General features: G+C 69.9%; 24 protein-coding genes. 14 read left to right on the top strand and 10 right to left on the bottom strand.

The window, feature by feature from the left end:
* Window positions 1–11 precede the first annotated feature (11 nt).
* Both BLR68_RS06075 and BLR68_RS06070 read left to right on the top strand, forming a co-directional pair.
* Complete coding sequence (locus tag BLR68_RS06075; RefSeq protein WP_018187734.1) at window positions 12–548, top strand: hypothetical protein; 537 nt, start codon at window positions 12–14, stop codon at window positions 546–548.
* 87 nt (window positions 549–635) lie between these two features.
* Window positions 636–806, top strand: a complete 171-nt coding sequence (locus BLR68_RS06070) for a CsbD family protein (RefSeq protein WP_018187735.1) — start codon at window positions 636–638, stop codon at window positions 804–806.
* A 73-nt stretch (window positions 807–879) separates the two neighbouring features.
* Here the strand turns inward: BLR68_RS06070 and BLR68_RS06065 are convergent, their stop codons facing one another.
* Window positions 880–1,515, bottom strand: coding sequence for a VanZ family protein (locus tag BLR68_RS06065; RefSeq protein ID WP_051082826.1), 636 nt, complete (start codon window positions 1,513–1,515; stop codon window positions 880–882).
* Between the two features lie 199 nt (window positions 1,516–1,714).
* On the opposite strand from BLR68_RS06065, the gene BLR68_RS06060 reads away from it, so the two are divergent.
* The 3 genes from BLR68_RS06060 (at window position 1,715) to BLR68_RS06050 (ending at window position 4,036) form a co-directional block, all read left to right on the top strand.
* A complete protein-coding gene (locus BLR68_RS06060) occupies window positions 1,715–2,233 on the top strand; it encodes a GNAT family N-acetyltransferase (RefSeq protein ID WP_026302939.1) in 519 nt (172 codons plus the stop codon).
* Between the two features lie 92 nt (window positions 2,234–2,325).
* Window positions 2,326–2,709, top strand: a complete 384-nt coding sequence (locus BLR68_RS06055; RefSeq protein WP_018187738.1) for a cytidine deaminase family protein — start codon at window positions 2,326–2,328, stop codon at window positions 2,707–2,709.
* A 40-nt stretch (window positions 2,710–2,749) separates the two neighbouring features.
* Window positions 2,750–4,036, top strand: a complete 1,287-nt coding sequence (locus BLR68_RS06050; RefSeq protein ID WP_018187739.1) for an MFS transporter — start codon at window positions 2,750–2,752, stop codon at window positions 4,034–4,036.
* Here BLR68_RS06050 and BLR68_RS06045 read toward each other — a convergent pair.
* The 6 genes from BLR68_RS06045 to BLR68_RS06020 form a co-directional block, all read right to left on the bottom strand.
* Window positions 4,033–4,545 carry a tetratricopeptide repeat protein gene (locus tag BLR68_RS06045; RefSeq protein WP_018187740.1) on the bottom strand — a complete coding sequence of 171 codons (513 nt, stop codon included), beginning with the start codon at window positions 4,543–4,545 and terminating at the stop codon, window positions 4,033–4,035. The two genes, BLR68_RS06050 and BLR68_RS06045, sit on opposite strands and share 4 nt — an antisense overlap.
* Window positions 4,538–5,050: a GNAT family N-acetyltransferase gene (locus tag BLR68_RS06040; RefSeq protein ID WP_040570604.1), complete on the bottom strand. Its 513-nt coding sequence runs from the start codon at window positions 5,048–5,050 to the stop codon at window positions 4,538–4,540. Before BLR68_RS06040 ends, BLR68_RS06045 begins: the two co-directional genes overlap by 8 nt.
* A 262-nt stretch (window positions 5,051–5,312) precedes the next feature.
* The gene (locus BLR68_RS06035) at window positions 5,313–7,490 is read right to left on the bottom strand and encodes a heavy metal translocating P-type ATPase (protein ID WP_018187742.1); all 2,178 of its coding nucleotides are present in this window, start codon (window positions 7,488–7,490) and stop codon (window positions 5,313–5,315) included.
* Entirely contained in the window at window positions 7,487–7,768 is a 282-nt protein-coding gene (locus BLR68_RS06030; RefSeq protein ID WP_018187743.1) for a heavy-metal-associated domain-containing protein, read from the bottom strand. The genes BLR68_RS06035 and BLR68_RS06030 overlap by 4 nt, the downstream gene beginning before the upstream one ends.
* A 19-nt stretch (window positions 7,769–7,787) precedes the next feature.
* On the bottom strand, window positions 7,788–8,069 hold the full coding sequence (locus tag BLR68_RS06025) for a metal-sensitive transcriptional regulator (RefSeq protein WP_018187744.1): 282 nt from the start codon (window positions 8,067–8,069) through the stop codon (window positions 7,788–7,790).
* Between the two features lie 46 nt (window positions 8,070–8,115).
* Entirely contained in the window at window positions 8,116–8,820 is a 705-nt protein-coding gene (locus BLR68_RS06020) for a FadR/GntR family transcriptional regulator (protein ID WP_018187745.1), read from the bottom strand.
* A 138-nt stretch (window positions 8,821–8,958) separates the two neighbouring features.
* On the opposite strand from BLR68_RS06020, the gene BLR68_RS06015 reads away from it, so the two are divergent.
* The 9 genes from BLR68_RS06015 to BLR68_RS05975 all read left to right on the top strand — a co-directional run bounded on the left by BLR68_RS06015 (window position 8,959) and on the right by BLR68_RS05975 (window position 17,349).
* On the top strand, window positions 8,959–10,341 hold the full coding sequence (locus tag BLR68_RS06015) for a GntP family permease (protein ID WP_018187746.1): 1,383 nt from the start codon (window positions 8,959–8,961) through the stop codon (window positions 10,339–10,341).
* Window positions 10,334–11,101: an SDR family oxidoreductase gene (locus tag BLR68_RS06010; protein WP_018187747.1), complete on the top strand. Its 768-nt coding sequence runs from the start codon at window positions 10,334–10,336 to the stop codon at window positions 11,099–11,101. Before BLR68_RS06015 ends, BLR68_RS06010 begins: the two co-directional genes overlap by 8 nt.
* Before the next feature lie 17 nt (window positions 11,102–11,118).
* A complete protein-coding gene (locus BLR68_RS06005; RefSeq protein WP_018187748.1) occupies window positions 11,119–12,141 on the top strand; it encodes an L-idonate 5-dehydrogenase in 1,023 nt (340 codons plus the stop codon).
* Complete coding sequence (locus BLR68_RS06000; protein WP_018187749.1) at window positions 12,138–12,632, top strand: gluconokinase; 495 nt, start codon at window positions 12,138–12,140, stop codon at window positions 12,630–12,632. The genes BLR68_RS06005 and BLR68_RS06000 overlap by 4 nt, the downstream gene beginning before the upstream one ends.
* Before the next feature lie 188 nt (window positions 12,633–12,820).
* Window positions 12,821–13,402, top strand: coding sequence for a class I SAM-dependent methyltransferase (locus BLR68_RS05995; RefSeq protein ID WP_018187750.1), 582 nt, complete (start codon window positions 12,821–12,823; stop codon window positions 13,400–13,402).
* Between the two features lie 59 nt (window positions 13,403–13,461).
* Window positions 13,462–14,013 (top strand): MarR family winged helix-turn-helix transcriptional regulator, encoded by a 552-nt coding sequence (locus tag BLR68_RS05990; protein ID WP_256335328.1) that lies wholly within the window; start codon window positions 13,462–13,464, stop codon window positions 14,011–14,013.
* On the top strand, window positions 14,010–14,927 hold the full coding sequence (locus BLR68_RS05985; RefSeq protein WP_018187752.1) for an NmrA family NAD(P)-binding protein: 918 nt from the start codon (window positions 14,010–14,012) through the stop codon (window positions 14,925–14,927). The genes BLR68_RS05990 and BLR68_RS05985 overlap by 4 nt, the downstream gene beginning before the upstream one ends.
* A 149-nt stretch (window positions 14,928–15,076) precedes the next feature.
* Window positions 15,077–15,964 (top strand): UbiA family prenyltransferase, encoded by an 888-nt coding sequence (locus tag BLR68_RS05980; RefSeq protein ID WP_026302960.1) that lies wholly within the window; start codon window positions 15,077–15,079, stop codon window positions 15,962–15,964.
* Complete coding sequence (locus BLR68_RS05975; protein ID WP_018187754.1) at window positions 15,961–17,349, top strand: phytoene desaturase family protein; 1,389 nt, start codon at window positions 15,961–15,963, stop codon at window positions 17,347–17,349. Before BLR68_RS05980 ends, BLR68_RS05975 begins: the two co-directional genes overlap by 4 nt.
* 6 nt (window positions 17,350–17,355) lie before the next feature.
* On the opposite strand, the gene BLR68_RS05970 is transcribed toward BLR68_RS05975, so the two are convergent.
* Genes BLR68_RS05970 through BLR68_RS05960 form a run of 3 tightly spaced genes read right to left on the bottom strand, consistent with a single transcriptional unit; the run spans window position 17,356 to window position 20,588 of the window.
* Window positions 17,356–17,928, bottom strand: a complete 573-nt coding sequence (locus tag BLR68_RS05970) for a dihydrofolate reductase family protein (RefSeq protein ID WP_018187755.1) — start codon at window positions 17,926–17,928, stop codon at window positions 17,356–17,358.
* A 25-nt stretch (window positions 17,929–17,953) separates the two neighbouring features.
* On the bottom strand, window positions 17,954–18,580 hold the full coding sequence (locus BLR68_RS05965; protein WP_018187756.1) for a hypothetical protein: 627 nt from the start codon (window positions 18,578–18,580) through the stop codon (window positions 17,954–17,956).
* Window positions 18,581–18,626: 46 nt separating this feature from the next.
* Entirely contained in the window at window positions 18,627–20,588 is a 1,962-nt protein-coding gene (locus BLR68_RS05960; protein WP_018187757.1) for an MDR family MFS transporter, read from the bottom strand.
* Window positions 20,589–20,684: the final 96 nt, after the last annotated feature.

Raw genomic sequence — 20,684 nt, 5'->3', positions numbered from 1 at the left:
GGACTGTGCTCATGACGTTGACCACGGTCCTCCCCTCGCTGCGACGCAGCATCCCCGATCCGATCGAACGGCGGGCATGGCCCGAGCACACCGTCGCGGAGGTGCGCGATGTGACCGTGGCGGGTGTGTCGCTGACGCGCCTGGCCGAGCTCGAAGGGACGCCGTGCGTGATGACCGGCGACCGCGCGCACCCGCACACGCAGGATGCCCGCCGTCGCGGCATCGGCATGGACGTCACGGTCCTCGTCTTCCGCGTGACTCTGCGCGTCGACTCGCAGGACGCGCGCCGTCTGGCGCTCGTCGACTGCACCACCCACGACCTCCCCATCCAGTGGGAGCACTGCCGCCTCATCGGTCGCGCATCCACCGCGAAGCAGGCGATGTTCTCGCCGTCGGCGTTGGATGTGGCCCACCGCATCCAACAGCAGGCCGACGAGCTCGACCACGCGGAGCAGGACCTCGTGCGAGGCCGGATCACCCGCGAGGAGTTCGACCTCGTGTGGCTGCACGCCTACGAGGCGACGGCGAGTCGGCGGCGCGAGTTGTGACTCTCACCAATCGGCGCCGAAATCAAGCGGTTGAGTGGAATCGTCGCGAGTCGGATCCTGGGGTTCCCACGAACTGAGGAGTGTGCCATGGGTCTCGACGACAAGATCAAGAACGCTGCGCAGGACATCGCCGGCAAGGCGAAGGAAGCCCTGGGCGAGCACCGCAATGACGAGGACCTTCGCCGCGAGGGCGAAGCCGACCAGCGCGAAGCGAACCTCAAGAAGGCCGGCGAGAACGTCAAGGACGCGTTCAAGTAAGCCAGGTGGACTGAATGTGTGAAGGCCCCGCCGGTCAGCCGGTGGGGCCTTCACGTTTTCGCAGCCGCGGTGACTAAGAGGCGTCCGTTTTCGCAGGTGATCTCGAGGGCGTGGGTCCGCCGACACCGGGTGCGCCCAACGCTGAATCCGAAGCCGGACTTTCGTGCCACCGGAACAGGCGAACGAGCGCGGACAATCCGGGGATCCGCAGAGCGACCAGGTAGACCCCGTACCCGACGACACCTCCGACGGTGTTCCACATCAGGTCGTTGACGTCAGCGATGTGACCGCCGGCGAAGAAGGCTTGCGCCGCGAGCTGCAGGAACTCGATCCCCAGGCTGATCGAGACGGCGATGAGCACAACTTTCGCCCAGGACGCGCGGCGCACGAGGAGCGGAATCAGAACTCCCAGCGGTGCGAAGACCGCGATGTTCATGAGCGCGTCGTCGACCTCGTAGTCGTAGAAGGGCACCAGCGCGAGCTTCGGGGTCCACGGCTCACCGCTGTCAACCGGGGTCAGGTAGATCGGGAAGATCGTGTTGGCGAAGATCCCGGCGGCGTAGACCGCGACGACGAGAGCTGTCACGGCGCGAGCCCATGTGAGCTTCTTCCGCCGCGCCAGCACGGCGATCAGCAGGACGAACAGTGCGACGCCGAGCGGAATCGCCACCGGCAGGACAGGAACTTCGCCGAACGGGTTTGTGGACACTCCGGGACTCTATCCGTGTCGAACGCGGGCTCCTGGCCGGCGTGCTGAGCGTGGAGGCTGTAGGCCGATGCAATGGATGCCGCGCGACACGCCGCGCCCCGGCATCCATCACCGGCGGGGCCGGAAGATCACCTCGACAGGCTGGCTTCGCGGGCTTCCGACCATGACCCCGGATGCCGCCTACTTGTACGTTGGTCAGGTGCCGCCACGCATCAGGTTCGCAACCACGGCGGACGCGACCTCGATCGAACGGACCGAGAACGACGCGGACCGTCTCCTGATCGACCGGCTCGAACCCGATGCATGGTCGCCGGCGCCCCCGGGTGCGGAGCGCATCACGGACCTGGGGTTCGTTCTCGTCGCGGAGATCGACGAGGACGTCGTGGGCTTCGTGCACGTTCTGGAGATCGACGACGCGTGCCACTTGGAGCAGCTGTCCGTCAGTCCGGCGTTCGCGCAGCGGGGCCTGGGCCGGGCCCTGACGGAGGCCGCGAAGCGTCACGCCGGTGAACGCGGGCATTCGCGGATCACGCTCCGGACGTTTGCGGACGTGCCGTGGAACGCACCGTTCTACGCGACGGTGGGCTTCGCCGAGGAGGAGCCCTCGACCGCGTTCCACCGCTCCCTCGTCGAGGTCGAGGCACGCCTCGGACTCGACCGCTACGGGCGGCGCGTGCAGATGGGCGCGACCCTCCGACCCGCCAGCGCCGTGCATTGAGCGGACGCCGCCGCCTAAGTCGACAAGGTGTGCGTCGTCCGAACCTGCGCACCAGCGATGACAAGACCCAGCGCACACTACAGTTGCCCTCCATGCGACCCTCTGAACCTGACCAACAGGTCATCGCCGCGGCTGAGGCCCGTGCCCGCACGCTGGGGGAGAACGCGAACCACACCGTCGCCGCCGCCGTGATCGACATCGACGGTCGCGTCCACGAGGCCGTGAACGTCTTCCACTTCACCGGCGGGCCCTGCGCAGAGTTGGTCGCTCTCGGCGTCGCGGCGACCGCTGGGGCACCGCGACTCCTCGCCATCGCTGCGGCCGGCGACGGTGGGCGCGGCCTGATCCCACCATGCGGCCGGTGCCGTCAGGTCCTGCTCGACCAGCACCCGGACATCCTGGTCGCCATCCCCACTGCCGACGGTCCCGTGATGCGGCCGGTCGGCGAACTGCTCCCGGATGCTTACTTCCGCTGACCGCGCATCACCCGCCCACCCGCGCGGATAGGGTCGCACCATGCGCAACGCGGGCCCGCCGGGATCGTCCGGCGAAGGCCGAACCGAGGTCCTGCGCATCCCGGCATTCCGGCTCTTCTGGACGGCGACGACCATCCGCGGGTTCGGGTCGGCCATCGCGAGCGTCGCGTTCCAAGTGCTCATCGTCACGGTGGTCGCGGCGACGCCGGCGCAGATCGGCATCCTGAACGCGCTGGGCGTCGCGCCGTACCTCTTTCTCGGGTTCATCATCGGAGCGCTGATGGATCGTTGGAACCGGCAGCGCACGCTGGTGCTGACGAGCATTGGCCGCGCGGTCGTCTTCGCGCTGATCCCGGTCCTGCTGCTGCTCGGCCACCTCGACTTCTGGTCGCTCGCGGCGATCATGCTCACGCTCGGAGTCCTGACCCTGTTCGCCCAGTCGGCGGAGCAGCCGTTCGTGCCGCAGATCGTCCCCCGGTCGTCCCTCGTGTCGGCGAACGCGAGACTCGGCCAGAGCGAGACCGTCGCGGGGACGGCGGGCCCTGCTGCCGGGGGCGCACTCCTCACCCTCGTCGGCGCGCCTCTCATCTTCGTGTTCGAGGCCGTCATCCATGCGGTGTCGGCCGTTCTCCAGTCCCGCATCCGGGTCACCGAGTCCGCGCCCGCTCCCCGCAGGGCGGGTCGTCACATCGGTCACGACATCGTCGAAGGCATGCGCTTCACGTACCGGCACAAAACGCTTCGCCCGCTGGCGCTGTCGGTGCACGTCTGGTTCCTCGGCAACAGCATCGTGGCGACCGTGTTCGCCGTCTTCGCGCTCCGAGAACTGGGGATGCCGGCCTGGGCCTACGGCATCGCGGTGGCCGTCGGCGGGGTCGGCGGCTTCCTCGGCGCGATCATCGCGCCCGCCGTCGGCGAGCGGATCGGAGCCGGGCGGGCGATCCTCGTCGGCCGCAGCCTGACGGTCGTGCCGTGGCTGCTCCTGGCGGTCGTCCCTCTCAGCAGCGCGACGACCATGACGGTGCTCCTCGTGATCGTGTCGATCGCGCAGTTCCTCTTCGGCCTGGCGATGGGCGTCGAGGATGCGAACGACATCTCGTATCGTCAGGCGATCGCGCCCGATGCGATCCAGGGCCGCATGAACGCGACGATCCGCACGACGAACCGCATCGTCTTCTTCTTCGGTGCCCTCGGCGCCGGGGTGCTCGCCACCTGGCTCGGGTACGCGGCCAGCCTCGGCGTCGCGGCCGCGGTCTTCGCCGTCGCTGCGTTGGTGATCGTGTTCTCGCCGCTGCGGAACGCGCGCCACGGCGAGGCCGGGGTCTAGCCGGCGGATTCTCCCGAGTCCACGTCGCGCAGATAGGCGGCGTTGCCGCGGATCGCCGGCTTGTAGCGCTCGAGCTCGGGAGAGTCGACGTAGCTGGCGATCACATCGAGGAGCGATCCGAGCGCGGCGTGCACGTGCCCCGCCGCGTGCAGCGTGATCGCCTCGAAGACGGCAAGGGATGCGGCATCCGGGAACTCCGTCCGCGCTCCGGCGAAAAGTGCGAGGGACTCGTCGAAACGACCGAGGTTGCGCAGCGTGCTGCCGTACTGCAGGAGGCAACGGCGTCGGACATCTCCCTCGAGGCCAGCGGCGAGAGCCTGTTCGTAGAGCTCGGCAGCCGCCTCTTCCTGACCGGCCGTGTCGTGCGCGCCGGCGTACTCGTAGAGCACCCGCGCGTCCGTCGGATGCTCGTCGTAAATGACTTTCAGAGCCGCCAGTGTCGGCGCCATGTCGTCGCGATCGCGTGCGGCCAGCAGTCGATCGAGCTCGGCGTACACGGCGTCAGTCATGGTCCGATCGTGTCACGGTGCCGAGGGCGCGTTCGAAGAACACGAGGTCCCCACGTCGGCCGACCTCGTGAAGCCCTGCTTTCTCGAGCACCCGGCGGGATGCCGCGTTCGTGCGTTCGGTGTCGGCCTTCGCGCGGAGCGCACCCCACTGCCCGGCGTGATGCAGGGCGAGCATGACCGCGGCCGATGCGAGCCCATACCCTCGTGCCGCGGGTATCAGGCCGTAGCCGAATTCGACCGCGCCGCTCGCATCGGGCGGCCCGAAGAACCCGAATCCGCCGACGGCGGCGCGGTCATCAGGGCGTCGGATCGCGTACATCGTGAACGGAGTCTCCGACAGTTCCGAGGCCGCCAGCGCGGCCAACGGGTCGAGTTCGTCGACGAACGGGTAGTCGGGATGCCAGTCGTCACCCGGTTGCTCGGTGCGATCGATGATCCGGCGGGCGATGTCAGGAGTGATCGGGGTGAGGAGGACGTGGCTGTTCGCGAGCATCGGCTCCATCATCGCTTGCACCTCCACGCGCTTCGGCGTCCGCCGATGCAAGAGATCCGAAGCGACACGCGGGTGATGGATGCCGGAGTGCGGCGTGTCGCTCGGCATCCATTGCATCGGTGAACATTTCCCTCGACGCTTCCCGCGCGCCACCCTGTCAACGAATGCAAGAGATCCGGGGCGACACCCCGGTGAGGGATGCCGCGGCCCGGCGTGTCGCGCTCGAACTATTGCATCCGCGAACGGGCGCGACGCCCGCGCGCCGAGCACACGCTCAGCCCCGCCCGACCCCCTGGAACCCGCGCAGCCGCAGGCTATTCGTCACGACGAACACGGACGACAGCGCCATGGCGGCCGCGGCAACGAGCGGGTTCAGCAACGCGGCCATCGCGAGCGGGATCGCGGCGACGTTGTACGCGAACGCCCAGAACAGGTTGCCCTTGATGACACCCAGGGTCCGTCGCGCGAGGCGCACCGCATCGGCGACGACGATCAGGTCGCCCGAGACGACGGTGATGTCGGATGCCGCGATCGCCGCATCCGTTCCGCCGCCCATCGCGATGCCGAGGTCGGCAGCGGCGAGCGCCGCGGCGTCGTTGACGCCGTCACCCACCATCGCGACGACCCGGCCCTCACCCTGCAGGCGACGGATCGCGTCGAGCTTGCCCGCCGGAGTCACGCCGGCTTCGACGCGGGAGATCCCGACGTCGCCGGCTACCCGCGCTGCCGATGAGGCCGTGTCGCCGGTCAACAGGATCGGCTCGAGCCCCAGCTCGCGGAACCGGGCGATCGCCGCGGCGCTCGAGTCCTTCACCGTATCGGCGACGACGATCGCACCGAGGTATGCGCCGTCGCGCGCGACCGCGACGACCGTCCCCTCGGGCAGATCCGCGGGCACGGCGACGGCCCACTGCTCGGCCAGCCACGACGGCCGGCCGGCGACGACGGCCGCGCCGTCGACGACGCCCTGCACACCGAATCCGGCGTGCGACTGGAACGACTCGGCAATCCCCGGTGTCGACGCCGCGACGATGGCGCGAGCGACCGGGTGCTCCGACCCCGCCTCGACGGATGCCGCCACCGCAAGAAGCTCCTCGCGCGCCACCCCCGCAGGCAGCACATCGGTGACACTCATCCGCCCCGTCGTGACGGTGCCGGTCTTGTCGAGCACGATCGTGTCGACGGTGCGGGTCTGCTCGAGCACCTGCGGTCCGCGGATCAGGATGCCGAGCTGCGACCCACGTCCGGTTCCTACCAGCAGGGCGGTCGGGGTCGCGAGTCCGAGCGCGCACGGGCACGCGATGATGAGCGTCGCGACGGCGGCGGTGAAGGCGAGCTCCCACGGCGCACCGGCGATCGTCCAGCCGACGAGCGCGGCGAGCGCGAGCCCGATCACGACGGGCACGAAGACCGCCGAGACCCGGTCGGCGAGGCGCTGCACCTGGGCCTTGCCGGTCTGCGCCTCCTCCATGAGCCGCCGCATCCGGGCGAGTTCGGTGTCGGCGCCGACGCGGGTGATCCGCACTTCGAGGCGCCCGCCGACGTTGATCGTCGCGCCGACGACGCGGGATCCTTCGGCGACCTCGACGGGCATCGACTCACCCGTGAGCATGCTCGCGTCGATGCTGCTGAGCCCTGCGGTGACGAGTCCGTCCGACGGGATCTTCTCACCGGGGCGGACGACGACCGTGTCGCCGACGACGAGCTGCGAGACCGGCACGCGCGTCTCGACACCGTTCTGCAGTTTCGCGGCATCCGTCGCCCCGAGTTCGAGGAGCGCGCGGAGCGCCTCGGACGACGCCCGCTTCGCTCGGGCCTCGATGTAGCGGCCCGCCAGGATGAAGACTGTCACGAGCGCGGCGACCTCGAGGTAGATCTCGTGCCCGCCCGCTTGCGGCGCACCGACCAGCGTGAAGGTCATCGTCATGCCGGGCATGCCGGCGCCGCCGAGGAAGAGCGCGTAGAGCGACCAGCCGAACGACGCGATCACACCGAGGCTGATGAGGGTGTCCATCGTCGCCGCGCCGTGGCGCAGATTGACCGCGGCGGCCCGGTGGAACGGCCACGCGCCCCAGACCGCGACGGGAGCGGCGAGGGTCAGCGCGAGCCACTGCCAGTTCTCGAACTGCAGCGGCGGGATCATCGACATCAGCGCAACGGGGAGCGACAGGGCGGCGCTGATCAGCAGCCGCTGTCGGAGGGGCTTCGTCTCGTCCTCGGGCTCGGCCGCTTCCGGCTCGGGCGTGGGTACGGTCGCGGCGTAGCCCGCGGCCTCGACGGCCGCGATGAGCTGCGCTGTCTCGACACCCTCGGCACGGACCCGCGCCTTCTCGGTGGCGTAGTTGACGGATGCCTCGACGCCGGGGAGCTTGTTGAGTTTCCGCTCGATGCGGGTGGCGCACGAGGCACAGGTCATCCCCGAGATTTCGAGCTCGACGTCGGTGGTGCTCACGCCGACACCCGGGTGTATCCGGCCTCCTCGATGGCGGCGGTCAGGGCGTCGTCGTCGAGGGGGGTCGCGCTGTGCACGGTGACGTGCGAGGTGCCGCCGGCGACGAGGTCGACGGACACAGCCTCGACACCGTCGATCTCGGAGAGCTCTTCACGAACGCTCGCGACGCAGTGCGCGCAGGTCATCCCGGTGACGAGGAGTTCTTCGTTGACAGCGGATGCCGGGGCTGCGGCGGACGCGGAGACGTCGGTGAGTCCGAGCTGGATGCGGTCGGTCATGGTGTTCTTCCTCCGGGTTTCAGGAGCGGACGAGACGCGCGATCGCGTCGTTCGCCTCGCGGATCTTGTCGGCGGCGACCTGGCCGCCTTCGGCACTCGCCTCGGCGACGCAGTGGCTGAGGTGGTCGGACAGCAGCGAGAGCGCGACGGTCTCGAGTGCCTTCGTCGCGGCGGACACCTGCGTGAGGATGTCGATGCAGTACTTGTCCTCGTCGACCATGCGCGCGATGCCGCGGACCTGGCCTTCGACGCGGCGCAGCCGCTTCTGCAGATCGTCCTTGTTCGCGTCGTATCCGTTCATGCTGAATACGGTACCCCCCTAGGGTATACGCGTCAAGCGCCCTGAGTCAGACTTCCTCGACCTCGACGGAGACGAGGGTCAGGTGCTCTCGGGCCGACGCCTCCGCGTCGGCACCGCGGCCGTCGCGGATCGCCTGGGCCGTCGCGAGGTGGGCCTCGAGGGTGCCGACGCGCGGCATCCCGGGCGTCAGACCTCGCACCGATCGGCCGCGCAGGATCTCGGCGATGGGGTCACCGAGCTTCTCGAACAGGGCGTTGCCAGAGGCCTTGAGGAGGAGCCGATGGTAGGCGATGTCGGCATCGAGATACTCGTCCGAGTCACCGAGTCCCTGATTTCCGAGGTCGCTGAGCAGCGTCGCCCACCGCACGAGCTCGTCGCGCTCGGCATCCCCCGCCCGTTCCGCGGCCAGCCGGGCGGCGACGGGTTCGACGGCGACGCGCAGGTCGGTCAGCTCGATCAGCACGTCGCGCCGACGCGGGCTGTCGAGCGACCACTCGATGATGTCCGCATTGAGGATGTCCCACTCCGCCTGCGGGCGGACGACGAGTCCGACGCGGCGACGGGAGGTGAGCAGCCCGTGCGCTTCCAGGACCCGGACCGCTTCGCGCACGACCGTCCGCGACGCGGTGAACGACTCTTCGAGACCGGCGAGGGTCAGCCCGGTTCCGGGCGGCAGCTCACCGCCGACGATCCTCCGGCCGAGGGTCTCGACGATGTGGGCGTGGGATGCGGTGGTGGCAGGCGTGGGCATCGGTGTCCTTCGTAGCGATGCTCACGCTACCGCGAAAAGTACGATCATTCGCTTGCGAAAGGTACTACTTATGTGGCACCGTGGGCTCGCTGCCGGGAATGGCCCCGGCACCGGGACGATTCACTGGAGAACACACCCATGGATGAGTGGACGCAAACACTCGGAGCGCTACCGCTCCTCCTGATCGCGGCCGGAGCGGTCGCCCTGATCCTCCTGCTCATCATCAAGGCGCGCCTGCACGCGTTCATCGTGCTGGTGCTGGTCTCGCTGCTCACGGCGCTGGCCACCGGCATCCCCATCGGCAGCATCGGCAAGGTGCTGATCGACAGCTTCAGTTCCACGGTGGGCACGGTCGCGCTCCTCGTCGGTTTCGGAGCGATGCTCGGCGCCCTCATCGAGAGCTCGGGTGGCGCCCGCGTGCTCGCCGAGAAGATGGTCTCGGTCTTCGGCGAGAAGCGAGCCGCGATCGCCCTCAGCGTCGCGTCGCTCCTCATGGGCTTCCCGATGTTCTTCGACGCCGGCCTCGTCGTCATGCTGCCGATCATCTTCGCGGTGGCCCGGCGCATCGGCGGCAAGCACATGCTGCTCTACGGCATCTCGGCCGCCGCCGCCTTCTCGGTCATGCACGTCTTCGTGCCGCCGCACCCCGGCCCCATCACGGCCAGCGAGACCTACGGCGCCAACCTCGGCCTCGTCCTGCTCATCGGCCTCGTCGTCGCGATCCCCACCTGGTACCTCAGTGGTTACCTCTGGGCGCGCTTCATCGACCGCCGCATCCCGCTCGCCATCCCGCGCCTGTTCGGCGAGGACGTCGAGCCCACGAACCCGCCGACGGCCGGCACCGTCATCGGCGTCATCGCCATCCCGCTGGTCCTGATCCTCCTCAACACCGGTTCCGCCGCGCTCGTCTCGTCCGGAGCCGTCGACGGCACCGCCGTCTGGGTGCAGGCGCTCGGCCTCATCGGAACGAGCCAGGTCGCCCTGCTCATCGCGGTGCTCGTCGCCCTGTTCGTCCTCGGCACCCGCCGCGGTGTCGGCGGCAGCGCTCTGGACAAGATCGTCGAGTCCTCGCTGGGGCCGATCTGCTCGGTCGTCCTCATCACCGGCGCCGGTGGCATGTTCGGCGGCGTCCTTCGCGCCTCGGGCATCGGCGACGCGCTCTCGGACTCGCTCGCCTCGATCGGTGTGCCGGTCATCTTCGCCGCCTACATCATCGCCGTCCTCCTCCGCGTGGCGCAGGGTTCGGCCACGGTCGCCCTCGTGACCGCCGCGGGCCTCGTCGCCCCGGCCGTGGTCTCCGGCGGCTTCAACCCGCTGCAGGTCGCCTGCATCGTGCTCGCCACCGCCGCCGGCTCGGTCTTCGCCGGTCACGTCAACGACTCCGGCTTCTGGCTCGTCGGTCGCCTCATGGGCATGGACGTCAAGACGACGCTCAAGACGTGGACCGTGCAGCAGGCCATCGAATCGGTCGTCGGCTTCCTCATCGTGCTCGGCATCTTCGGCGCGGTGTCCCTTGTCTGACGTCTTCGACCTCACCGGCCGCCTGGCCCTCGTGACGGGATCGTCGCGGGGGCTCGGCCAGAGCCTGGCCGTCGGTCTCGCCGAGGCGGGCGCCCGGGTCATCGTGCACGGCCGCGACGCCGAGGCGGTCGGCCGCAGCGCCGACGCGATCGCCGAGCGCACCGGCATCCGTCCCGAGACGACCCTGTTCGACGTGACGGATGCCGCGGCTGTCGAGACGGCGATCGGTGAGCTCGTCGAGCGGGTCGGGACTCCCGACATCCTCGTCAACAACGCCGGCATCCAGCGGCGGGCGCCCTTCGCGGAGTTCCCCGTCGCGGACTGGGATGCCGTCATCTCGAGCAACCTGTCGAGCGCGTTCTACGTGTCGCGCTTCGTGGCCCCCGGCATGATCGCGCGCGGCTCGGGCAAGATCATCAACATCGCCTCGGTCCAGTCGCTGCTCGGCCGTCAGACCATCGCGCCGTACGCCGCGAGCAAAGGCGGTATCGCCCAGCTCAGTCGCGGGATGGCCGCTGACCTGGCGCGCCACGGCATCCAGGTCAACACGCTCTCGCCGGGGTACTTCGCCACCGAGATGAACGCGGCGCTCGTCGCCGACGCCGACTTCTCCAGCTGGGTCGCCCAGCGCACCCCGGCCGGCCGCTGGGGCGACGTCGCGGAGCTGCGCGGACCGCTCGTGTTCCTCGCCTCGGCGGCGAGCGACTTCGTGAACGGCCAGAACCTGTTCGTCGACGGCGGCATGACCGCGGTCGTCTGATCCGAGGAGAGACACACATGGACGCAGTCGTCATCGGCGGCAAGCTCGACCTCACGGTGGCGGATCGTCCCGTCCCCGAGCCCGACGCGGGGCAGGTCCGCGTGCGCGTGGGATACGTGGGCATCTGCGGGTCCGACCTGCACTACTACTCCGAGGGCGCGAACGGCGCGTTCGTGGTGACGGAGCCTCTCGTTCCCGGGCACGAGCTGTCGGGCTGGATCGACCTCGACCCCGACGGTCGCTTCGCACCCGGCACGCCGGTGACGGTGCATCCCGCCCGCTTCGGCCCCGAGGGGTCGACTCCCGTCGAGCCGCACCTGCGTCCCGGCGGCAGCTACCTCGGCAGCGCCGCGACGACCCCGCACACGCAGGGCGCGATGAGCGACTACCTGGTGGTGGATGCCGGCATGATCCGGACCCTGCCCGCCGACCTGCCCGTGCGCCGCGCCGTCCTGGCCGAGCCGCTCGCCGTCGCCCTGCACGGCGCCGGCCGCGCCGGCTCCCTCGCCGGTGCGCGCGTGCTCGTGTGCGGCGCCGGTCCGATCGGGCTCCTCGCCGTCGTCGCCGCGCAGGAGGCGGGAGCGGCGAGCGTCGAGATCACCGACCTGCTGCCCGAGCCGCTGGAGCGCGCACGGGCGCTCGGGGCCGACGGCGTCTGGCGCGTCGGCCAGGATGAGATCCCGTCCGACACGTACGACGTCGTCCTCGAGTGCTCCGGTGCCGCACCCGCGGTGTCGTCCGCGATCGCCGCCGTGCGCCGTCGAGGCACCATCGTGCAGATCGGGATGCTGCCGAACCAGCCGGTCGGCGTGAACATCGCCCCGCTCATCTCCAAGGAGGCGACGCTCACCGGTGCCTTCCGCTTCCTCGACGAGATCGACGAGGCGATCGAGGTCCTGCGGCGTCGCCCCGAGATCGAGGCCGTCATCACCCACGAGTTCCGCCCCGACGCGGCCGTCGACGCGTTCGAGACCGCACGGCGCTCCGCCGAGAGCAGCAAGGTCGTCGTCGCTATGAACTCTGCGAAGGTGGAATCGTGAGCACTGCACCGCGCGTCGTCGTCATGGGTCCGAGCGGATCGGGCAAGACCGCCGTCGGCGCGGCCCTCGCTGTCGACCTCGGCGTGGACTTCGTCGATGCGGACGATCTGCACCCCGCTGCCAACGTCGAGAAGATGGAAGCGGGTCACCCGCTCGACGACGATGATCGCGCGCCCTGGCTCGACATCGTCGGACAGACCCTCGCCAAGGCGCCGGGCCTCGTCGTCGCATGCTCCGCCCTCGCGCGGCGCTATCGCGACCGGATCCGCGCCGCTGCTCCCGACGTGCGCTTCGTCGAGTTGGTCGTCTCGCCCGAGGAGCTGGACCGTCGGATGCGGTCGCGTCAGCATTTCATGCCGCCGGCGCTCCTGGCCTCGCAGCTCGCGACCCTCGAGCACCTCGGGGCGGACGAACCGGGCGTCGCGGTCGAGAACGTCGGACGCATCCTCGACGTCGCGCGCCGCGCCCGGATCGCGCTCGACGTCGCCTAGGGGCGCCCCCGGGGGCATCCCGTTCCCCTGTCACAACACGCCGCCCGCCCGCGCACTTCGCGACAGACGAGGGGGTGCCGCGCGGTCGCGCCCGCTTCTCCTGTCACAACACGCCGCGCGCCCGCGCACTTCGTGACAGGCGAGCGGATGCTGCGCCCGAGAGCCGCGCACCGCGCGAGAATGGCCTGATGGCGGAGGCGAGCGACTGGCAGCAGTACTACTCCGCGGCGGCGGGCCGGGCGCCACGACCGCACCTCATCGCGGCTCTCGAACACGTGACCCGCGTGGGGACGGCGATCGACCTCGGTGCCGGGGACGGCGTCGACTCGCGATTCCTCCTTGATCGGGGCTGGAAGGTCGTGTCCGTCGACGCGACACCCGGACTGCGGGAGCGCATCGCGGCACGTGCGGACGCATCACCGCGTCTCGATGCGCGGGATGCGTCGTTCGAGCATCTCGACGAGTTGCCGGATGCCGATCTCATCCTCGCAAGCTATTCGTTGCCGTTCGCTCGCGCGACCGAATTCGCCCACATCTGGACGCTGATCACTGCGGCGCTTTGCCCGGGTGGCGTCTTCGCGGGTCAGCTCTTCGGACATCGCGACGATTGGGCTGCGCGCGACGACGTGCTCACACACTCGGCGAGCGAGGTTGCGGTCCTTCTTGCGCAATGGCAGATCGTCGAACTCAGCGAACGCGAGAGGGACGGCCCGTCGGGTCGGGGGCCGAAGCACTGGCACGTCTTCGACATCATCTCCCGTCGCCTCTGATTCAGTCGATCGCAAGATCGTATTTGCAGAAGACGATCTTGCACATGTACGGTTGCGACGTGATCGACACAGAATCATCCGAGATCGACTGGGATGCCGGCGGCATCGAGACCGAGCTGGGCTGGGCCCTGCCCCTCACCTTCCAGACGTTCACGCGCCTGGGGACCGAAGCGGTGAGCGCGATGCCGCAGGGTCCGCGCGGGTATCAGGTGCTGGTCGCGATCACGACCGAGGAACCCTCGTCGCAGCTGCAGCTGGCCCAGCGCCTCGGGATCGACAAGACGCAGATGACGTACCTGCTCGACGCGCTCGAAGCGGAGGGCCTCGTCTCGCGCAGGCCGGCGCCGACCGATCGACGCGTGCGCCACGTCCATCCGACCGACGCGGGCCGCGCCACCCTCGACACCGCGCGTGCACAGCTCCGCCAGGCGGAGGACCGCCTGCTCGGCACGCTCGACCCCGATGAGCGCGCGACGCTCCGGACCCTCCTCGCCCGTGTCGCCGTCGCCGCCGACGCGGCGCGCACCGACCCGGACTTCGAACACCCCGTCGCCGCGCCCGAGCGCTCGCGCCGCGGAACCTCAACCCCCACAGACAGGACCCCCTCGTGACCACCACCGTTCTCGTCGCCGGCGCAACCGGCGACATCGGCAGCCGCATCTCCCGCGAGCTCCTGTCCCACGACGTCCAGCTCCGGGTGCTGACCCGCCCCGGAACCTCAACCGCCGCCGACCGATTCGGCGACGACCCGCGGGTCGAGGTCGTGACCGCCGACTACGCGGACCACGACGCGCTCGTGGCCGCGGCATCCGGTGTCGACGTCGTCGTCTCGGCGCTCAGCGGCATCCGGCCGGTCATCGTCGACGCGCAGCGCGCACTCCTCGCCGCAGCGGTCGCGGCCGGGGTGCCCCGCTTCCTCCCGTCGGACTACTCCGCCGACTACCGGCGCCTCACCCCGGGGACCAACCGCAACCTCGAGCTGCGCCGCGAGTTCGCGGCGGACCTCGACGCGGCGCCGATCCAGGCGACGTCGGTGCTGAACGGCATGTTCACCGAACTGCTCGCCGGTCAGGCACCGATGATCCTCCGCGATCGCAAACGCGTGCTGTTCTGGTCGTCGGCCGACCAGGTGCTCGACGTCACCACGAAGGACGACACCGCCCGGACCGTCGCCCTGGTCGCCCTCGATGCCGACGCCCCTCGCGTCGTCGAGGTCGCCGGCGACCGGATCACCGCCCGCCAGGTGGCGGAGCTCGCCTCCGAGCTCAGTGGCGAGACCTTCAAACTGCAGTGGGCGGGCACGACGAGGACGCTCTCGGCGATGGCCGCGGTGGGACGACGCCTCTCGCGCGACCCCGACGAGACGTTCCCCGCCTGGCAGGGGATGCAGTACTTCGTGAGCATGTTCAGCGGCGAGGGCGAACTGCGCCACGTGGACAACGAGCGCTATGGACGTCAGAGCTGGACGACGGCTCGCGACATCCTGCAGCCCTGGCTCACGGGCACGGGAGCCCCCGCAGCCTGACCCCCGCTCCCCTGTCACAACACGCCGCGCGCCTTCGCACGTCGCGACAGGCGAGCAACCCCGGCGCAAGAGCCGCCGGTGCGGCACCCACGCCGCATACAATCGCGGGACACGGTCGTCCGCGCCGTCGCCACCCGAGGAGTCCCGCCATCGACCATCAGCCCGCTCCGACGCGCCGCGCCTCGGCGTGGTCGACGCTCGGCCGTCTGGTCCACATCTCGCGCCCGGTCCTCTGGATCAACACGATCGGCACCGGTGTGCTCGGCATGTGGCTCACGGGGCAGTTGCTGGATGCCGCGGCGATCCCGCTCCTCCTCTGGTTGACCCTGCCGTTCAACCTGCTGATCTACGGCGTGAACGACATCTTCGACCAGGAGACCGACGCGCTGAACCCGCGGAAGGGCTCGATCGAGGGCGCTCGGATCGAGCCGCGCGAGGTGCGGCTGATTGTCTGGGCGGTGGCGATCACGAACGTGCCGTTCCTCGTCTGGTTCCTCATCGCCTATCCGCCGGCGGCCGTCGGGCTGATCCTCCTCTACACGCTGGTCTTCGTCTTCTACTCGGCGCCCCCGCTGCGGTTCAAGCAGCGGCCGTTCCTCGATTCCCTCAGCAACGCCGCCTACGGCCTGCCCCTGCTGATCGTCCCGGTCGCGCTCGGCGAGCCGCCGCTCTGGCCAGCCGTCATCGGCCTCCTCGCGTGGAGCGTCGCGAAGCACGCCTACGACGCGGTGCAGGACATCGACGAGGATCGCGAGGCCGGCATCCGGACGACTGCCGTGCTTCTCGGGCCTCGCGGCACGGCGGTGTGGAGCGGATGCTGGTGGCTGGCGTCCACCGTCCTGTTCGCCCTCGTCAGCATCCCGGTCGCCGCTCTCAACCTCGCGATCGCGGGCGTCCTCGTCGTGTGGATGCTGCTGCGCCCCACCCCCGCGACCGGGCGTCGCCTGTACCCGGTGTCGATCGCCTTCCCCTACGTCGCCGGCTCGGTCGCGAGCGGGCTGCAGCTGACGAAGATGTTCTTCGAGGTGTACGGATGAGCCGCATCGTCGTCATCGGGGCAGGTCTCGGGGGCCTGGCGGCATCCGCTCTGCTCGCCCAGGCCGGACACGACGTGACCCTGCTCGAGCGGGCTGCGACGGTCGGTGGCAAGAGCCGCCGGCTCGAGGTCGACGGCGAGCGCATCGACTCCGGCCCCTCGCTCGTGACCTTCCCGGGCGTGTGGCACGAGCTGTGCGCACGCCTCGGCACCGACCCCCGCGCGATCGAGCTGGAGCGGCTCCCCGAGGTCGGCCGCTATTACTACGACGGCGAGGAGGTCACCCTCCCCGTGCCGCCGGAGCACCCCTGGTACCCGGCGTGGAAGCGGTTCAGCGACGAGCACGCGCCCCTCGCCGACGACGTGACCGCGCTCCTCGTCGCCGATCCGCTCGACCGACGGTCGCTCCCGGCGCTGCGCCGGCTGCTCGCGGTCTACGGACCGCGGCTGAGCACCCGCGCGTACCTCGACAGCCTCACGTGGATGCCCGACGGCCTCCGCGAGATCATCGCCATCCACACGCTCAACGCCGGCGTCCCGCCCGAGCGCACGCCCGCGCTCTACGCGAGCATGCCGGCCGTCATGGCGGCGTCCGGTGTGTGGGTTCCCCGCGGCGGCGTGTACGAGATCCCGCTCGCGCTGGAGCGTATGGCGGATGCCGCGGGCGTCGACATCCGCACCGGCGAGACCGTGACGCGCATCGAGCGTGGACGGGTGACGACGGCGGGCGGCTCGTTCGCGGCCGACATCGTCGTGAGCGCGCTCGACGCGGACCGGGTGAATGACCTGCTCGGCGGGCGGCGGCGCACCCTGGGTGCCCTGTCGTGCTCGGCGGTCGCGATCTACGGCGCGCTCCGCGAGCCCCTGCCCGAGCGGATCGCCGCGCACAGCGTCATCCTCCCCACGAAGCCCGACGCGCTGCACCGCAGCCTCGCCGCGGGCGATGAGCCCGCCGACACGATGGCGTTCGTCAACCTCTACCGCGCCGGTCAGGTCTACCCGAACGATCGGAGCACGCTCGCCGTGCTGCTGACCGCGCCGGCCGACGGGTCGGGGTACAGCCTCGAGCACCCGTTCGTGCGGCGCGAGGTCGAACGGATCTCCCGCACGATGGGCCTGGACGAGCTGCTCACCGATTCGATGACGGATGCCGCGGTCCTCGACCCCGCCTACTTCGGTACCTTCGGCGAGCGCCACGGCGCCCTGTACGGCGCCGCGCACCCGCTGTGGATGAGCGGTCCCTTCCACCAGCCTGCGCACCACGACCTCCGGCGGCCGTGGTTGTGGCGGGTCGGCGCCTCGGTGCACCCGGGCGGCGGCATTCCGGCCGTGCTCGGCGGAGCGATGATGGTGGCCGAGAAGCTGCTCCGGCGGCATCCCGCCTGAACCTCGTCAGCCCGCGCGGCGCGCGTACTCCTCGATCGCGACACCCGAGGCGAACTCGCGCACGCGCGTCCGCGTGAAGGGGTACTCCGCGGGGGCGGCCTCACCGAACAAGCGGATGCCGGAGCCCAGAGCCACCGGGTGGCGCTTCAGCACGAGGCGGTCGATTTCGGGCAGCAGGGCTCCGGCGAGCTCTCCCCCACCGCAGAGCCAGATGTCGGCGCCGTCCTCCTGCTTGAGGGACCGGACGGTCGCCACTGGATCGTTCGTCAGGGTGACCGACGGATCGACCTCGCGCTCCCGACGGCTGGCGACCACCTGCCGGAGGTGCGGATACGGGCTCGTGATCCCGGCATCCAATGCGGGAATCAGGGTGTTCCAGCCCATGATCACGGTGTCGAACGTCGTGTTCGTGGGGTGGATGCCGACCGCCCGCTGCACGTGCCCGGGCAGGGCGTCGGCGTACTCGCCGAAGATGACGGAGTTGTGGTCGCCCTCGATGAGGAAGGCGTCGTACCCGCCGTTCTCGTCGGCGATGCAGCCGTCGATGCTCACGGCGACGTAGTAGACGAGGTTGCGCATGATGTCTCCTTCGGGGGTCTGCGTGTCAGAGCCAGAGCAGGATGGCGATGGCGAGGATGAGGCCGAGCATGAGCGAGGTCGTCCACGCGGTGGCAGCGGCCAGGGTCCACGCTTCGCGCTCCTGCAGTACGAGGCGGCGCGGGTCACCCGCAGGCAGCTTCTTCGCCGCGCGGTGCGTGTAGACGACGACCGGCGTCGCGAGGATGGCCACCAGGATGAGGCTGAGGAGCTGGATGACGAGACCGCTCTCGCGCCGACCGATCGCGAGGGCCTCCCACGCGGCGGCGAGCGTGCTCGCCGTCTCGCGCGGTCCACAGAGGGCCACGAGCGCGACGGCACCCACCATGACGACGAGCGCACGGAGGGCTCGCTCGCCCCGCGCCGCCGCCGCAATCACCGAACCCGCGCCGGTCGCCTTCGAGAACCCTCGCCGTGCAGCGCGGAGCGAGAGGGGCCAGAGGACGACGCCGACGACAGCGGCCATGATCCACGCGAAGACCTGCTCCGGCGAGATCTGCACCCCGAGGTTCTCGGCGAGAAGGATGCCGCCGATCCACGCGCCAATCCCGACCAGAACGCCGACGCCCACCGCGAGGACCACGATCACGATCTGCACGGCCGGCGACGGGGTGCGGTCGCCTCGCGAGCTCATCCCCCCACTCTAGGAACTCGAGTGGACCCCCGGCATCCCGCCGGCGTCAGCCGAGCGCGATCGGCTCGGGCTGGCGCTCGGCGTCGGCCGACTCCTGCAGCGCCGACTTCTGACGCAGCGGCGGAGTGCGGAAGAACAGCGTCAGGATGAAGGCGATCAGGGCGACGCCCATGGCCACCCAGTACACGCTCACCGTCGACTGGTTGAACGACACCAGGAGCGGCTTCGTCAGGCGCGGGTCGGCACCGTTGAGGAACGAGGTGTCGTCCATCGTGCTGTCGTCGAAGGAGGAGCCCGACGAGTTCGACATCCCGTCGATGATCTGCGGGACCGCCTGGTCGACGAAGGCGCGGCGGGCGGCGGCATCCGTGAAGTCAAGGGTCACTGTGCCGTCGGCCGCCACCTTCGCGACGGGCAGCTGCTCGGTGATCTTCGCCCCCGCCTGCGCGATGGCCTGCTGTTCGGCTTGGGCGGTGGCCTGCTGCTGAGCGGCGGCGGGGATCGCCCCGGATGCGACCTGCTGGGCGACCGCTTCGGCAGCCGCAGCCTTCGCCTCGTCGACGCCCTTCTGCGCCCCGTCGAGGGCGCCGTCCGAGAGCTGGCCCACGAAGGGGTCATAGACCTTCGACATGATGCCGGCATTGGCCGGCGCGCTCGCGACCGTCGGGTCGAGGGCGGCGTCGAGGGCGTCGGAGAGCGACTGCTGATCCTTGAAGTTGGTCTGCAGGTTCAGTGGCACGAGCGTGAACAGCAGCGACAGCAGCACGGCCGTGCCGAGCGTGCCACCGATTTGACGGAAGAAGGTCGACCCCGAGGTGGCGACGCCGATGTCCCGCGGACCGACGGAGTTCTGCGAGGCGATCGTGAGGGTCTGCATGAGCTGGCCGAGGCCGAGACCGATGAGGAGCATCGCGCCGGCGAGGTGCCAGTACGAGGAGTCGTACCGCACGAACGTCAGCGTGAGGAAGCCCAGCACCATGAAGGCGGTGCCGATGGTCGGGAAGATCCGGTAGTGGCCCGTGCGGGCGATGATCTGACCGCTGACGATCGACGAGATCATGAGTCCCAGGATCATCGGCAGCAGCTGGATGCCGCTCTCGGTGGGCGTCGAGCCGAGCACGAGCTGCAGGTAGAGCGGCAGCGTGAGCATCGCGCCGAACATCGCGAAGCCGACGAAGACGCCGATGATCGTCGCCATCGAGAACGTCGACGACCGGAAGAGCTTCAGCGGGATGAGCGCGTCATCCTTCATGCCGCGCTCGATCAGGATGAAGGCGACGATGCCGATCACACCGACGACGTAGCAGGCGATGGCGATGGGCGAGGTCCAGCCCCATTCGCGGCCCTGCTCCGCGATGAGCAGCAGCGGAACGAGCGCGATGATGACCGCGGCCGCACCGAACCAGTCGATGCGCACCGCCCCGTGCGGGTGCCGCGGGATGTGCAGGAACCGCAGGACGACCGCCAGTGCGACGAGGCCGATCGGCACGTTGATCAGGAAGACCCAGCGCCAGCCGGCGATGAAGAGGATCTCACCCGAGCCGGCGAACAGGCCGCCGACGAGCGGGCCGATCACCGACGAGATACCGAAGACGGCCAGGAAGTAGCCCTGGTACTTGGCGCGCTCGCGGGGGGCGAGGATGTCGCCCATGATCGCCAGCGGCATCGACATGAGACCACCGGCGCCGAGACCCTGGATCGCGCGGAAGGCGGAAAGCTCGATCATCGAGGTCGAGAAGCTCGCGGCGACCGAGCCGACGATGAAGATCGCGATCGCGATGATGAAGAGGGGCCGGCGTCCGAAGATGTCGGAGAGCTTGCCGTAGATGGGCGTCGAGATCGTCGACACGATCAGGTACGCGGTCGTCACCCATGCCTGCTGGCTGAGGCCGTTGAGGTCGTCGCCGATCGTGCGGATCGCGGTGCCGACGACGGTCTGGTCGAGCGCAGACAGGAACATACCCGCCATGAGCCCGAAGATGACGAACAGGATCTGGCGGTGGGTCATCACCGGGGTGCTTCGGGTGGTCGGGCTCGACACGGCAGCAGTGGTCACGGTTCCTCGAAGGGGTGAAGGCCGATAGGGATGCCGCGCGACGGGTCA

Origin of the sequence: Microbacterium sp. 77mftsu3.1 (assembly GCF_900100525.1) — a bacterium.
Taxonomy (GTDB): Bacteria; Actinomycetota; Actinomycetes; order Actinomycetales; family Microbacteriaceae; genus Microbacterium; species Microbacterium aquilitoris.
Note: the sequence above shows the minus strand (reverse complement) of the source record. Positions and strands in the feature narration are given on the sequence as shown.